The organism is Amycolatopsis keratiniphila, assembly GCF_000400635.2.
In the GTDB taxonomy this organism is placed as follows: domain Bacteria; phylum Actinomycetota; class Actinomycetes; order Mycobacteriales; family Pseudonocardiaceae; genus Amycolatopsis; species Amycolatopsis keratiniphila.
On the sequence record NC_021252.1, the window covers coordinates 1,729,519 to 1,744,745 of the forward strand.

Sequence of the window (15,227 nt, forward strand, 5' to 3'; positions counted from 1 at the left end):
CCGTGGCCCGAGCAAATGCGATCGGGCATTTCGCGTGACTGCGGGGACGACACGCGTGATCGGATGGACGACACGCGTGTCCAGGTGGACGACTCGCGGCGGCCCCGGCCGAGCGCGCGTGTCGTCCATCCAGTCACGCGTGTCGTCCATCTGGTCACCAGTGCCGTCCCCGCAGACACGCACCGCGGCGCACCGGACCGCGGCAGGTGCTTAGCCGTCCGTCGGGATGACGGCCGAAACCGTCGTACCCGTGCCGGGTTCGCTCGCGACGGTCAGTTCGCCGCCGAGCGCGCGGACCCGGTCGCGAAGCCCGTGCAGCCCGGAACCGCCGCCGATGTCGGCCGTACCGACGCCGTCGTCGTGGACGTCCACCCGCAGGCCGTCCTCCTCGACGCGGATGCACACCCGGACCTGCTCGGCCTGCGCGTGTTTCAACGCGTTGGTGACCGCTTCGGAGACGACGAAGTACGCCGTGGCCTCGACGGCGCCGCTGAGCCGCGGCACGTCCGCCGTCGCGAGGTGGACGGCGATCGGGACCCGGTCCAGCAGCGAGCGGACCGCGGGGATCAGCCCTGCCTCGGTGAGGATCGGGGGCCGGAGTCCGCGCGCGAGTTCACGCAGTTCGGTGACGGTGGCCTGCAGTTCGTCGATCGTGCTCTTCAGCAGGGTCGCGACGGCGGGCGTGAGGTCGTCCCCGAGCCGCCGTTCCGCCATCCGCAGCAGCAGTACGACACTGACCAGGCGTTGCTGCGCCCCGTCGTGCAGGTCCCGCTCGACCCGCCGTCGTTCGTCGTCCGCGGCGGCGACGATCCTGGCGCGGGAGGCCTGGACCTCGACGAGCCGCTCCTCCAGCTCCGCGGCCAGCCGCTGGTTGTCCAGCACCAGCCCGGCCGCGGCGTTGAGCGCGTCGATCGACCGGCTGTCCTTCCACACCTCGTCGTCCTGCACGAGCGCGGCCAGCCCGGAGCCGTCGCGTTCCAGCAGGAGCCGGATCATCTCCGCGTTGCCGACCCGCGCCCGCAGCACCCCGATCAGGAACGTCAGCGGCCACAGGCAGAACGAGATCCGGTAGACGTCCAGCAGCGGCTCCGAGAACGGGTGCCCGGAGCCGAGCGCGCTGCCGACCGTGGTGCTCACCGCGCCCACCACGGCGATCGCGAGGACGGGGGAGAGCAGCCGACGCTGCGGAAGCCGCCCGGTGAGCCAGCGGTAGAGCAGCACCACCACGACCCCGCCGCCGATCAGCGCGCCGACCAGTTCCAGCAGCCGTTTCACCAGCTCTTCGGCCTCCGGTGAGGCGGCGATCGCGGCGAGGTTCCGTGGATCGTCGTTGACCAGCAGGCCGAGCACGGCCGAGGAGAAGACCACGGCGTACGCGGAGAACGCGAGCACCCGCTCCCCGCGCGACTGGAGTTTCCCGTGAGGGAAGGCGAGCACGAGATGCGCGATCACCGGGCTGGACGCGGCCGCCAGCGCCAGGCCGGCGGTGTGCGTGAGCGGCTCGTCGGCGAATTGGAGGTCTTCGGTGAACAACGCGAGCCCCACCAGGGCGATGAGGAGGCCGATGGGGTTCGAGGCGCGGCGTACGTGCGCGACGGCGCCGGCGAGGAGGAAGAGGAACCCCGTCGCGGACGACAAGGTGGTGTCGAGAACGGTGTGTCCACCGTCGGCGATTTTGAGGGTCGTCGCGACGACGCCCATGCCGATCCCGGCGGTCAGCACGCCCGCCATCGCGACGGTCCGAGGGTGCGTCACCACTAAGCGTGATTCGTCCGTTCGGCCTGGACCGTTACACCGGTCCTGATATGTGGAACAACTGTTCCGTCAGGTGTCAAGCTTTCTCAGCATCTTTCCCGTCATTCGGATGGCGATGCAGGCACGTGGGTGAACATGCGACTCTCGCGCCGTCACCCGAGCCGAGTCGTACCCTCCGAAAGGCGACCTCCCGTGCGCACCCACCACAGAACCCGCTTGCTGGCCGCGGCCTTCGCCGCCCTGACACTGGCCGGCGGGATCGCGGGGTGTTCACGCGCGGACAGCGGCGCCGCCCCGGCGGAGCAGAAGAGCCAGGGCGCCGCGGCCGAGGTGCGCGTCGGGTACTTCCCCAACGTGACGCACGCGCCCGCGCTGATCGGCACCAAGAACGGCTTCTTCGCCAAGGAACTCGGCTCGACGAAGCTCACCACGCAGACGTTCAACGCCGGTCCCGAAGAGGTCAACGCGCTGCTCGGCAAGTCGCTCGACATCGCCTTCATCGGCTCAGGGCCCGCGATCAACGCCTTCACCAAGTCCAAGGGCGCCATCCAGCTCGTCTCCGGCGCCGTCACCGGCGGCGCGCAGCTGGTGGTGAAGCCCGAGATCACCACGCCCGAGCAGTTGAGCGGCAAGAACATCGCGACGCCGTCGCTGGCGAACACCCAGGACGTCGCGCTCAAGAAGTTCGTCGCCGAGAAGAAGCTGCCGGACGTCAAGGTCACCAACCTCGACAACCCGAAGACGTTCGACGCCTTCAAGAAGGGCGAGCTCGACGGTGGCTGGCTGCCCGAACCGTGGTCCTCGCGGCTCGTGCTGGACGCGGGCGCGAAGGTGCTGGTGGACGAGAAGAACCTGTGGCCGGAAGGCAAGTTCCCGACGACGGTCGTGATCGTCCGCAGCGAATTCCTCCAGCAGCACCCGGAGACCGTCACCGCCATCCTCAAGGGTGAACTCGCCGCGATCGAGTGGGCGAAGACCAACCCCGTCGAGGCGAAGAAGGTGGTCAACGGAGAACTCAAGGCGCTCGCGGGCAGCACACTGAACGAGGCTGTTCTCGACCGCGCGTTCTCCGGCATCGAACTCGGCATCGACCCGGTGGCGTCGACCTTCACCCAGCTCGCGCAGGACTCGGTGACCGCGGGCGTGGTGAAGTCCGCGGTGGACCTCAAGGGGTTCGCCGATTTCGGCCCGCTCAACGCCGTGCTCAAGGAGCAGGGCAAGCCCGGCGTGAACGCGCCCGGCCTGACGAAGTGACCGGAGGGGATCAGCGATGACGACCACCTTGGAGCCCGGCCTGTCCACCGAGGTCGCCGTGCGGCTCGACGGGGTGCGGAAGGCGTTCGGGCCGACCGGCCGCGCCGTCGTGGCCCTCGACGGGATGGACCTGACGGTCGCGCCCGGCGAGTTCGTCTGTCTCCTCGGCGCCTCCGGCTGCGGCAAGAGCACCCTGCTGAACCTGGTCGCCGGCCTCGACCAGCCGACGTCGGGCTCGATCACGCTCGAAACCTCCCGGCCCGCGGTCATGTTCCAGGAGGCCGCGCTGATGCCGTGGCTGACCGCGGCCCGCAACGTGGAACTGCCGCTGCGGCTCGCCGGTTTCGGCCGGGCCGAGCGCCGCGAGAAGGCGGCCGAACTGCTCGAACTCGTCCGTCTCGGCGGCGCGGGCGGCAAGCGGCCGCACGAGTTGTCCGGCGGGATGCGGCAGCGCGTCGCGCTGGCCAGGGCGCTGGCCGCGACCCTGCGCGTCGGCGGTGACGCGGAGCAGTCGCTGCTGCTGATGGACGAGCCGTTCGCCGCGCTCGACGCCATCACCCGCGACGTCCTGCAGGGTGAACTGCTGCGCGTCTACCGCAGCACCGGCACCTCGGTGCTGTTCGTGACCCACGACGTCCGCGAGGCCGTCCGGCTGGGCCAGCGGGTGGTGCTGCTGTCGTCGCGGCCGGGCCGGGTCGTGCGGGAATGGCGCGACGTCCAGGCCTCCGACGCCGAAGAGCTGACGCTGGAGATCACCGGTCACCTCCGGGAGGTGATCAGTACCCATGCCGCGGCTTGACCGCCCCGAAACCGCGGTGGAGGACGCCGACGAGGCCGTCGGCGCGGGGCTCGACTCGCTCGACACCCCGACCGGCGAACGCCGGGAAAGCCGGGGCAAGCGGTTCCTGCGCGGCTTCGTGCCGCCGGTGGTCTTCCTGGTCCTGCTGGTCGCGCTGTGGCAGGCACTGTGGGCCGCCGCGTTCTGGCCGGAGGCGATGCTGCCCGCGCCGCTCGCGGTGTGGGACGAACTCGTCGGCATCACCGTCGACGGCGAGATCTTCGAATTCGTCTGGACGTCGGTGCACCGGGCCGCGTTGGGCTTCCTGATCGGCGTGGTCATCGGCACCCCGCTCGGGCTGCTCGTGGCGAAGGTCCGGGTCGTCCGGGCCGCGGTCGGGCCGTTCCTGACCGGGTTGCAGAGCCTTCCGTCGGTGGCCTGGGTGCCCGCGGCGATCCTGTGGTTCGGGCTGAACGACGCGTCGATCTACTTCGTGGTCCTGCTGGGTTCGGTGCCTTCGATCGCGAACGGCCTGGTCGCCGGCATCGACCAGATCCCGCCGATCCTGCCGCGCGTCGGCCAGGTGATGGGCGCGAACCGGCTCTCGTCCGCACGGCACATCCTGCTGCCCGCCGCGTTGCCCGGATTCCTCGCCGGGCTCAAGCAGGGCTGGGCGTTCTCGTGGCGTTCGCTGATGGCCGCCGAGCTGATCGCGCTGTCCCCGGCGCTGGGCAAGGGGCTCGGCGCGTACCTGCACGAAGGCTCGTCGTTCAACAGCATGGAGGCCGTGATGTCGGCCATCTTCCTGATCCTGCTGGTCGGGATCGGCATCGAGCTGATCGTGTTCCGTCCGTTGGAGCGTTCGGTCCTGCGGGCACGGGGGCTGACGGCTTCGCTTTAGGTGGCTACGCGGATCGCGGCTGTGGCTGATCCAGCCTGCGCCAGTACGCGCTAGCGGAGTGGTGTGGGCTGAAGGCTCCCTTCGCCGAGTCTGATGCGACGAAAGGAGCCTTCACCCCCTCGACCTTGCCAAGTACATGAAGGCCCCTTCCTTGCGCCTAGGTACAGGAAGGGGGCCTTCATGTACCTAGGGTGCCAACGCGGCTCGCGGGTGGCTAACCTACGAGACCGTAAGTTACGGTGTCGTAGGTAGCGTTTTCCGTACCCTGGAAGGACGAAACGCATGGCGGTCCCCGAAACCACCCGGCTGATGCTCGAACTCGAAGGGACGGTCGAGGAGAACCTCAACCGGCATCTCTCGGTCGCCAAGGAATGGATGCCGCACGAATACGTGCCGTGGGACGAGGGCCGGAACTTCGCCGACCTCGGCGGAGAGGCGTGGGATCCCGAGCAGTCGAGGGTGTCGCCGATCGCGCGGACGTCCTTGGAGGTCAACCTCCTCACCGAGGACAACCTGCCGAGCTACCACCGCGAGATCGAGCGCGCCTTCGGCCGCGACGGCGCGTGGGGCACGTGGGTGCACCGCTGGACCGCCGAAGAGGGCCGCCACGGCATCTGCATCCGCGACTATCTGCTGGTGACGCGCGCGGTCGATCCGGTCGAGCTGGAACGCATGCGGATGCAGACCATGCAGGCCGGGTACGACAGCGGCGACAAGGAGCTGCTGAACGTCTTCGCGTACGTGTCGTTCCAGGAGCTCGCGACGCGGATCTCGCACCGCAATACCGGGAAGTACACGCAGGATCCGTTGTGCGAGAAGCTGCTCGCGCGGGTCGCGATGGACGAGAACCTGCACATGCTCTTCTACCGGAACCTGGTGCAGGCGTCGCTGGAGCTGACACCCGACGCGATGATGCGCGCCATCACCGACGAGGTCGTCCAGTTCCAGATGCCGGGCGCGGTGATCCCGAGCTTCGTGCGGAAGGCCGCGCTGATCGCGAAGGCGGGCATCTACGACCTGCGGATCCACCACGACGAGGTGATCTGGCCGTTGCTGCGGCAGTGGAAGATCTTCGAGCTCGAAGGGCTCGGCGAGGTGGGGGAGAAGGCGCGGGACGAACTCGACCAGTTCCTGAAGGCCCTCGACACCCAGGCGTCGCGTTTCGAAGAACGTCGCGCGGCCGCCGAAGCCCGCGCCGCCGCCCGCCAGGCGTGATCGGAGCCGTCACTCGCGTGATCAGAGGCGTCACTCGCGTGATCGGAGCCGGATCACGGAGTTACGCCTTCAATCACGCGAGTTACGCCTCCGGACACGCGTGATCCGCCTGGGATCACGCGTGTCCGGGGTGGGTCAGCGCGAGCGGCGCGAGCCGGCCCGGGTCCCCGAGGAGAACGCGGCGGCACCGCCGCGGCGGGCCGGAGCGCCGCCGGACTGGTTCCGCGAGGATTGGGACTTCGCGGCGCCGGAGCCGCGGCGCGGCTGCGCCTCGGCGGCGGCGCGACGACCCTGGCCGCCCTTGGGCGCGCCTTCGCGACGTCCGGTGGACTCGGCGCCGCGACGGCCCTGGCCCGCGGAAGCACCGCGACGGTCGCCCTCGGAACGCGAACGGCCGTCCGAGGAGCCACCGCGACGTCCGCCGCCCGAAGCACCCCGTCCGCCGCCGGAAGCGCCACGGCCACCGGCCGAGGGACCACGGCCACGACCACCGCGGGCGCCACGTCCACCGCGGGCCGGACGCTCTTCGTCGTCACCCTTGGCCGGGATGGCCTCGCCGGACGCGGTGACCTTCTTCGGCCGCGTGTCCACGATCGGCCGCCGCGGCGACGCGGTGAACGAACGCTCTCCGGGCGCCAGTTCCGACAGCAGCGGGTGGCCGGGGCCGAGCTGCGTCGTGGTCGGCTTGATCCCCGCCTTGCGGGTGAGGTCGCGGACGTCGCCGATCTGCGCGTCGGTCATCAGCGTGACGACGGTGCCGGACGCCCCGGCCCGCGCCGTCCGGCCGGACCGGTGCAGGTACGCCTTGTGCTCGACCGGCGGGTCGGCGTGGATGACGAGCGTGACGTCGTCGACGTGGATACCGCGCGCGGCGATGTCGGTCGCGACCAGCGTCTTCGCCGCGCCGGAGGCGAACGCCTCCAGGTTGCGGGTCCGCGCCGTCTGGCCGAGGTTGCCGTGCAGTTCGACCGCCGGCACGCCGGAGGCCATGAGCTTGCGCGTCAGCTGCTTGGCGCGGTGCTTCGTGCGGGTGAACACCAGCGTGCGGCCCGGGGCGGCGGTGAGGTCGATCAGCACCGGCAGCCGGTGGGTCTCCTCCAGGTGCAGCACGTGGTGCTGCATGGTCGAGACCGGGGACTGCGCCGAGTCGACGCTGTGCGTCACCGGGTCGTGCATGAAGCGCTTGACCAGCACGTCGACGCCCGCGTCGAGGGTCGCGGAGAACAGCAGCCGCTGCCCGCGCTCCGGGGTCTCGGCCATGATGCGCCGCACGTCGGGCAGGAAGCCGAGGTCGGCCATGTGGTCGGCCTCGTCCAGCACGGTGATCTCGACGTGGTCGAGTTTCGCCTCGCCGGAGCGCATGTGGTCGGCGAGCCTGCCGGGGCAGGCGACGACGATGTCGACGCCGTCGCGCAGGCGGGTGATCTGCGGGTTCGGGCTGACCCCGCCGAAGATCGTGGTGACCTTGAGGCCGAGCGGTTTGGCCAGCGGCAGGAACGACGCCTCGATCTGGGTCGCCAGCTCGCGGGTCGGCGCCAGCACCAGCGCGCGCGGGCGGCCGGGACGGCGCCGGGTCGGGCCGTCGGCGAGCCGGGCGAGGACGGGCAGCACGAAGCCGTACGTCTTGCCGGAGCCGGTGCGGCCGCGGCCGAGGACGTCCCGTCCGGCCAGCGAATGCGGCAGCGTGGCGGCCTGGATCGGGAACGGGCTGGTGACGCCCTGTTCGGCGAGCGCGTCGACGAGAGTCTTGGACAGGCCGAGCTCGGTGAAAGTAGGTGTGCTCATAAGCGTGTGGGCGCACGGGCGCCCTGGTATCTCCGTAAGAGTAGAAACGGTTGTCCTGCCCGGCGCAGACCTCGGGGGGCCGCGGCGCGTGGTCTTCGACAACGAAACGCGGCCCGAGGCAGAACTGAGCGGACCGCGTGGCCCAGTGTACTGGGTCGTGATCTCCCGGGCTACGTGATATCGCCCGCACCGGCCCGCCGATGTTCGTCGGTTCGTACGAGCCGGACCCGGCCTCGCGGTGAAACGCTGACCCGACCGGACGAAAGGGGACACGGGTGTCGAACGTTCAGGAACTGCAAGGGGTGCTCGACGAGGAGGCGCGCCGCGCGCGCGTCCCCGGCGCCGTGGTGGGGGTGACGCACCGGGGCGAGGAGTCGGTGTTCGCCACCGGAGTGTCCAGTGTGGACACCGGGCTCCCGGTCGATCCCGGCACGTTGTTCATGATCGGTTCCACCAGCAAGACCTTCGCCGCGGCAGCAGTGCTGGCACTGGTCGAAGACGGCGTGCTGGACCTGGACCGGCCGGTCGTCGAGCACCTTCCCGATCTCCCGCTGGCGGATCCGGTGGCGCGGAAGACGGTGACCCTGCGCCATCTGCTCACGCATTCGGCCGGGTTCCTCGGCGACGTGGACTTCACCACCGGGTGGGGTGACGACGCGCTGGCCCTGGCGATCGCGAAGTTCGGCGACCTCCCGCAGAATTTCGCGCCCGGTGAGGTGTTCTCCTACTGCAACGCCGGGTTCCAGCTGGCCGGGCGGGTCGTCGAGGTGGCGGCGGGCGAGGCCTTCGAGGACGTCGTCCGCGCCCGGCTGCTCGAACCGCTGGGCATGACCGAGTCGTATTACCTGCCGTGGGAGGTGCTCACCCGCCGTCACGCCGTCGGTCACGTGCTGCGAGACGGCGGGCCGGCGGTCGAGCACACCGTGGGCCTGACCCGGGCCGACAGCGCGAGCGGCGGCCTGTGGTCCACGGCGGGCGACCAGCTGAAGTGGGCGCGGTTCTTCCTGACCGGCGAGGCCGAGGGCGAGCCGCCGCTCAGCGACGCCACCCGTGATCTCATGCGCGCGCCGCAGCGCAAGGCCGCCCTGCGCTTCGAGGAGGTCGGCCTGAGCTGGCTGCACACGACACACGGCGAGGCCCGGCTGGTCCGGCACGGCGGCAACGTGAGCAATCTGCAGCTGTCGGAGTTCGTGACCTTGCCCGAGCACGATTTCGCCGTCACGGTGCTGACCAACAGCGCGGGCGGATCCGCGCTGGGCGCCAAGATCGTCGACTGGTGCCTGGAGAACGTGGTCGGTCTGCCGCCGCTCGCGAGCCCGCCGCCGGTGCCCCAGCCGGATATCGCCGAGTACTTGGGCCGCTACCAAACCGGGGACCTGGCGTTCGTGGTCAGCGACCGGGACGGCGCCCTCTGGACCCAGCTCGTCGCGGAAATCGAGGACTTCCCGTCGCCTCCGCCGTTCGAGGCCGTCTTCGTCGGCGGAGACGCGATCGCCCCGGCCGCGGACACCCGCAAGCCCACCGCGCGGTTCCTGCGCGACGAGCGTGGACGGGTGACTTCGGTCGAGTTCGGTGGCCGGACGGCGAAGCGGGACGCTACGGTTACCGTGTAGTAACTTCGGCTGACCAGGAGTGACCATGAGCGAAAAGGCGACCGCGTTGTTGCTGAACCCGGGTGGGTACGACCCCCAGCAGTTCGACCCGGAGACGCGTCGCCTGTTGCGTGCCACCATCGAGTGGTTCGAACAGCGTGGCAAGCGCAAGCTCGTCGAGGACTACCACGACCGGACCTTCTACGCGGACTTCATCGAGTTCGCGGGCAAGGAAGGCCTGTTCTCGACCTTCCTCACTCCCGGCGCCAATGCCGAGGGGAACCCCGACAAGCGCTGGGACACCGCGCGGGTCGCGGCCCTGTCGGAGATCCTCGGCTTCTACGGCCTGAACTACTGGTACCCGTGGCAGGTCACCATCCTCGGCCTGGGCCCGGTGTGGCAGAGCGCGAACGAGGCCGCCCGCAAACGCGCGGCGGACTCGCTCGCGGCCGGCGGCGTCGCCGCGTTCGGACTGTCCGAAAAGGAGCACGGGGCCGACATCTACTCGTCGGACCTCGTGCTCACCCCGGACGGCTCGGGCGGCTACCGCGCGAACGGCTCGAAGTACTACATCGGCAACGGGAACTGCGCGCGGACGGTGTCGGTCTTCGGCCGCATCGAAGGTGTCGAGGGCCCGGACCAGTACGTGTTCTTCTACGCGGACTCGGAGCACCCGAACTACCGCGTGGTGAAGAACGTCGTGCCGTCGCAGATGTACGTCGCCGAGTTCGAGCTGAACGACTACCCGGTGTCCGAAGAGGACATCCTGCACGTCGGCGCCGAGGCGTTCTCCGCGGCGCTGAACACGGTCAACATCGGCAAGTTCAACCTGTGCTTCGGCGGCATCGGGATGTCGACGCACTCGCTGTACGAGGCGATCACGCACGCGCACAACCGGGTGCTCTACGGCAAGAAGGTCACCGATTTCCCGCACGTGCGCAGGGAATTCGTCGAGGCGTACGCGCGGCTCGTCGCGATGAAGCTGTTCTCCGACCGCGCCGTGGACTACTTCCGCAGCGCGAACGCGGACGACCGCCGGTACCTGCTGTTCAACCCGATCACCAAGATGAAGGTGACCACCGAGGCGCAGAAGGTCATCGGCCTGGTCGCGGATGTGGTGGCGGCCAAGGGTTTCGAGGCCGACACCTATCTCGCGATGTCCAAGAACGACATCGACGGCCTGCCGAAGCTCGAAGGCACGGTGGCGGTGAACCTCGCGCTGATCGCGAAGTTCGTACCCGCGTACCTGTTCGCGCCGCAGGCCTACGAGCCGGTGCCGACCCGCTCCGACGCGGCGGACGACGAGTTCCTGTTCCGCCAGGGCCCCGCGCGCGGGCTGTCGAAGGTGCGGTTCCACGACTGGCGTGAGGCGTACGCCAAGGCGTCCGCGATCCCGAACGTCGCACGGTTCACCGAACAGGCCGAGGCGCTGGTGAAACTGTTCACCGACGCGGCCCCGGACGAGGCGCAGCAGCAGGACCTCGACTTCGGGCTCGCGCTGACCGAGCTGTTCACACTGGTCGTCTACGGGCAGCTGGTGCTGGAGCAGGCGGAGATCACCGGGATCGAGACCGAGGTCGTCGACCAGATCTTCGCCGTGCTGGTGCAGGACTTCAGCGTCGCGGCGATCGACCTGCACGGGAAGTCGTCCTCGACCGACGCGCAGCAGGCGCTCGCGCTGGCTTCGATCCGGAAGCCGGTCGTGGACGCGGCCCGTTTCGACCACGTGTGGTCCCTGGTCCGCGATCTCTCCTGCGCCTACGCGATGAATCCCTAAAGATCCGTGAAGGCCTCCTTCACTACCTTGAGGGTAGGGAAGGAGGCTTTCACGGACTTCTGAGCCTTACTTGCCGAAACCGGCCTTCCGGAGCGCGTCCGCCATGGCGCCGCCGCCACCGAAGTTGCCGCCGCGGTCCCGGCCGCCGCCACGGCCGCCCTGGCCGCCGCGCTGGCCGCCTTGACGCTGACCGCCGCCCTGGCCGCGGTCACGACCGCCGCCGCCCTGCTCGCGAGCGGGCTTGCCGGGCTCGTCGTCGAGGCGCAGGGTCAGCGAGATCCGCTTGCGCGGCACGTCGACCTCCAGCACCTTCACCTTGACGATGTCGCCCGGCTTCACGACCTCACGCGGGTCCTTGACGAAGTTCTTCGACAGCGCCGACACGTGGGCGAGCCCGTCCTGGTGCACGCCGACGTCGATGAACGCGCCGAACGCGGCCACGTTCGTCACGACACCCTCCAGCCGCATCCCCGGCTTGAGGTCGCCGATCTTCTCGACGCCGTCGGCGAACGTCGCGGTCTTGAACGCGGGACGCGGGTCGCGGCCCGGCTTGTCGAGTTCGGCGAGGATGTCGGTCACGGTCGGGAGACCGAAGGTGTCGTCGACGAACTCGGACGGCTTCAGCGCCTGCAGCGTCCGCGTGTTGCCGATCAGCGAACGGATGTCGGTGCCGGTGGACGACAGGATCCGCCGCACCACCGGGTACGCCTCCGGGTGCACCGAGGACGAGTCCAGCGGGTCGTCGCCGTCCGGGATCCGGAGGAAGCCCGCGCACTGCTCGAAGGCCTTCGGCCCCAGCCGCGCGACCTCCTTGAGCCCGCTCCGCGTCTTGAACGGCCCGTTCTCGTCGCGGTGCGCGACGATGTTCTCCGCCAGCGTCGTCGTGATGCCCGAAACGCGGGTCAGCAGCGGCGCCGACGCGGTGTTGACGTCCACGCCGACGGCGTTCACACAGTCTTCGACCACCGCGTCGAGTGAACGCGACAGCGAGATCTCCGACAGGTCGTGCTGGTACTGCCCGACGCCGATCGACTTCGGGTCGATCTTCACCAGTTCCGCCAGCGGATCCTGCAGCCGCCGCGCGATGGAGACCGCGCCGCGCAGCGAGACGTCCATGCCCGGCAGCTCCTGCGACGCGAACGCCGACGCCGAGTAGACCGACGCTCCGGCCTCCGAGACGACGGCCTTGGTCAGCTTCAGTTCCGGGTGCTTCTTGATCAGTTCGCCGGCGAGCTTGTCGGTCTCGCGCGACGCGGTGCCGTTGCCGATCGAGATCAGGTCCACCTTGTGCCGGGCGCAGAGCGCGGCGAGTTCGGCGATGGACTGATCCCACTTGTTCGCGGGCTGGTGCGGATAGATCACGTGCGTGTCGACGACCTTGCCGGTCGCGTCGACGACGGCGACCTTGACGCCGGTCCGGAAGCCCGGGTCGAGGCCCATCGTGGCGCGGGTGCCGGCCGGGGCGGCGAGCAGCAGGTCGCGCAGGTTCGCGGCGAACACGCGGACGGCGTCGTCCTCGGCCGACTGGCGCAGCCGCATCCGCAGGTCGATGCCCAGGTGCAGCAGGATCTTCGTGCGCCACGCCCAGCGGACGGTGTCGCCGAGCCACTTGTCGGCCGGGCGGCCCTCGTTGGCGATGCCGAACTTGTGCGCGATCCGGTTCTCGTACTCGGTCGGCCCCGTGCGGGGTTCTTCGGACGGCTCCTCCGACTCCATCGACAGGTCGAGGATCTCCTCCTTCTCGCCGCGGAACATCGCGAGGATCCGGTGCGAGGGGAGCTTGGTGTAGGGCTCGGAGAAGTCGAAGTAGTCGGAGAACTTCGCGCCCTCTTCGGCCTTGCCGTCGCGGACCTTCGAGGCCAGGCGGCCTTCCGCCCACATCTTCTCGCGCAGCTCGCCGATCAGGTCGGCGTCCTCGGCGAAGCGCTCGACGAGGATCGCGCGGGCGCCGTCCAGCGCGGCCTGCGCGTCGGCGACACCCTTGTCGGCGTCGACGAACACCGCGGCGGCGGCCTGCGGGTCGGTGTTCGGGTCGCTCAGCAGCCCGTCGGCCAGCGGCTCCAGACCGGCCTCGCGGGCGATCATCGCCTTCGTCCGTCGCTTGGGCTTGTACGGCAGGTAGATGTCCTCGAGGCGGGACTTGGTGTCCGCCGCCATGATCGAGGCTTCGAGCGCCTCGTCCAGCTTGCCCTGGCTGCGGATCGACTCCAGCACCGCGACCTTGCGCTCGCCGAGTTCCCGCAGGTAGCGGAGGCGTTCTTCGAGGGTGCGGAGCTGAGTGTCGTCCAGCATCCCGGTGACCTCTTTGCGGTACCGGGCGATGAACGGCACGGTCGATCCGCCGTCCAGCAGGTCGACGGCCGCCTTGACCTGCCCCTCGCGCACGCCGAGTTCTTCGGCGATCTTCTGCTCGACTGTCTGCAGGCCCTGCACGCTCACTCCCACGCTCCTGAAATCCGCCCTCGGGTGCTCTCGGACCCTGCATTCTGCCGCTCGCGCCGAGCCGACTTTCGTATGGCCTCCCCTAACCGAACCCTTGACAGTTGTATTGGTCTGTACCATTTTGATGTGGCCGACATCACCCGTTCGTGGAGGCCAGTCGTGAAAGTGAAGCCGAAACACGCGTTCCTCGCCCTGCTGTCGTCACTGGCCGTGTGCCTGGGGGTGACTTTCGCGGTCTCGGGCAACGCCTCGGCCGCCAACATCCTGACCAACCCGGGCTTCGAACTCGGGACCACGAGCGGCTGGACCTGCTCCGGCACCAACGCGGTGGTCAGCACGCCGGTCCATTCGGGCACCCGTGCGCTCAGCGCCACCCCGGCCGGACAGGACAACGCCCGCTGCTCGCAGAGCGTGGCGGTCAAGGCCAACACCGCGTACACGCTTTCGGCGTGGGTGCAGGGCAGCTACACCTACCTCGGTGTCACCGGCACCGGGACGGGTGACAAGAACACCTGGACCCAGGGCGGTGGCACCTGGAGCCAGCTTTCGCTGAGCTTCACCACCGGCGCGTCCACCACCAGCGTCGAGATCTACCTGCACGGCTGGTACGGCCAGCCCGCGTACTTCGCCGACGACGTGAACCTCGACGGCCCCGGCGGCTCGCCCACCACGACGCCGACCACGCCGACGACGTCCACGAGCCCGACGACCACCACGTCGAACCCGCCGACCACCACGACCAGCACCCCGCCGACCGGGAACCTGCCGAAGCACGTGATCACCGGCTACTGGCAGAACTTCTACAACGGCGCGAAGGCGCTCAAGCTCGCCGACGTCCCGACGAAGTACAACATCATCGCGGTGTCCTTCGCCGACGCGACGGCCACGCCGGGCGCGGTCAGCTTCACCCTCGACTCCGGTCTGTCGAGCCAGCTCGGCGGCTACACCGACGCGCAGTTCAAGGCCGACATCAAGACGGCGCAGGCGCGCGGGCAGAAGGTCATCCTGTCCGTCGGCGGTGAGAAGGGCACGATCCGCGTCGACTCCGCGGCCGCGGCGACGAACTTCTCCAACAGCATGAAGTCGCTCATCGCGACCTACGGCTTCGACGGCGTCGACATCGACCTCGAGAACGGCGTCAACGCGACCTACATGGCGCAGGCGCTGCGCAGCATCCACGCGGCGGGCGGCTCGATCATCACCATGGCGCCGCAGACGATCGACATGCAGAGCCCGGCGGCGGAGTACTTCAAGCTGGCGCTGAACGTCAAGGACATCCTGACCATCGTCAACATGCAGTACTACAACAGCGGCACGATGCTCGGCTGCGACCAGAAGGTCTACTCGCAGGGCACGGTCGACTTCCTCACCGCGCTGGCCTGCATCCAGTTGCAGAGCGGCCTGCGGGCCGACCAGGTGGGTCTCGGCCTGCCCGCGTCGGGTTCGGCGGCCGGTGGTGGCTACCAGGCGCCCGGCAACACGGTCAACGCGCTGAACTGCCTGGCGAAGGGCACGAACTGCGGCTCGTTCAAGCCTTCGACGACGTACCCGACGATCCGGGGCGCGATGACCTGGTCGATCAACTGGGACGCCTCGCAGGGCTACGCGTGGTCGAACACGGTGAGCGCGGGCCTGGCCGGCCTCCCGTGATGATCCGCTAGACCGGGGCGGGGCACCGTCGTCGCGCGGGCGACGGTGCTCCGCCCTTTCCATAGGCGGCGCTGCTGA

10 protein-coding genes are annotated in these 15,227 nt (G+C 69.5%); 7 read left to right on the forward strand and 3 right to left on the reverse strand.

Annotation, left to right across the window (positions count from 1 at the left end; all coding sequences use genetic code 11):
- Positions 1–210 precede the first annotated feature (210 nt).
- A complete protein-coding gene (locus AORI_RS49145) occupies positions 211–1,731 on the reverse strand; it encodes a sensor histidine kinase (RefSeq protein ID WP_123798810.1) in 1,521 nt (506 codons plus the stop codon).
- Between the two features lie 216 nt (positions 1,732–1,947).
- On the opposite strand from AORI_RS49145, the gene AORI_RS49150 reads away from it, so the two are divergent.
- The 4 genes from AORI_RS49150 to AORI_RS49165 all read left to right on the forward strand — a co-directional run bounded on the left by AORI_RS49150 (position 1,948) and on the right by AORI_RS49165 (position 5,903).
- Positions 1,948–3,009: an ABC transporter substrate-binding protein gene (locus AORI_RS49150; protein ID WP_016332022.1), complete on the forward strand. Its 1,062-nt coding sequence runs from the start codon at positions 1,948–1,950 to the stop codon at positions 3,007–3,009.
- 16 nt (positions 3,010–3,025) lie between these two features.
- Positions 3,026–3,808, forward strand: coding sequence for an ABC transporter ATP-binding protein (locus AORI_RS49155; RefSeq protein ID WP_016332023.1), 783 nt, complete (start codon positions 3,026–3,028; stop codon positions 3,806–3,808).
- On the forward strand, positions 3,795–4,688 hold the full coding sequence (locus AORI_RS49160) for an ABC transporter permease (RefSeq protein ID WP_016332024.1): 894 nt from the start codon (positions 3,795–3,797) through the stop codon (positions 4,686–4,688). Before AORI_RS49155 ends, AORI_RS49160 begins: the two co-directional genes overlap by 14 nt.
- A gap of 282 nt (positions 4,689–4,970) precedes the next feature.
- Positions 4,971–5,903 (forward strand): acyl-ACP desaturase, encoded by a 933-nt coding sequence (locus tag AORI_RS49165; protein WP_016332025.1) that lies wholly within the window; start codon positions 4,971–4,973, stop codon positions 5,901–5,903.
- 135 nt (positions 5,904–6,038) lie between these two features.
- Here AORI_RS49165 and AORI_RS49170 read toward each other — a convergent pair whose 3' ends face one another.
- Complete coding sequence (locus tag AORI_RS49170) at positions 6,039–7,688, reverse strand: DEAD/DEAH box helicase (RefSeq protein WP_016332026.1); 1,650 nt, start codon at positions 7,686–7,688, stop codon at positions 6,039–6,041.
- A gap of 275 nt (positions 7,689–7,963) precedes the next feature.
- Between AORI_RS49170 and AORI_RS49175 the strand changes: the two genes are divergently transcribed.
- Together AORI_RS49175 and AORI_RS49180 are read left to right on the forward strand one after the other, a co-directional pair.
- Positions 7,964–9,301, forward strand: a complete 1,338-nt coding sequence (locus AORI_RS49175; RefSeq protein WP_016332027.1) for a serine hydrolase domain-containing protein — start codon at positions 7,964–7,966, stop codon at positions 9,299–9,301.
- Between the two features lie 25 nt (positions 9,302–9,326).
- The gene (locus AORI_RS49180) at positions 9,327–11,057 is read left to right on the forward strand and encodes an acyl-CoA dehydrogenase family protein (RefSeq protein WP_016332028.1); all 1,731 of its coding nucleotides are present in this window, start codon (positions 9,327–9,329) and stop codon (positions 11,055–11,057) included.
- 66 nt (positions 11,058–11,123) lie between these two features.
- On the opposite strand, the gene AORI_RS49185 is transcribed toward AORI_RS49180, so the two are convergent.
- Positions 11,124–13,496, reverse strand: coding sequence for a Tex family protein (locus AORI_RS49185; protein ID WP_016332029.1), 2,373 nt, complete (start codon positions 13,494–13,496; stop codon positions 11,124–11,126).
- Positions 13,497–13,658: 162 nt separating this feature from the next.
- Between AORI_RS49185 and AORI_RS49190 the strand changes: the two genes are divergently transcribed.
- The gene (locus AORI_RS49190) at positions 13,659–15,149 is read left to right on the forward strand and encodes a chitinase (RefSeq protein WP_016332030.1); all 1,491 of its coding nucleotides are present in this window, start codon (positions 13,659–13,661) and stop codon (positions 15,147–15,149) included.
- Positions 15,150–15,227 lie beyond the last annotated feature (78 nt).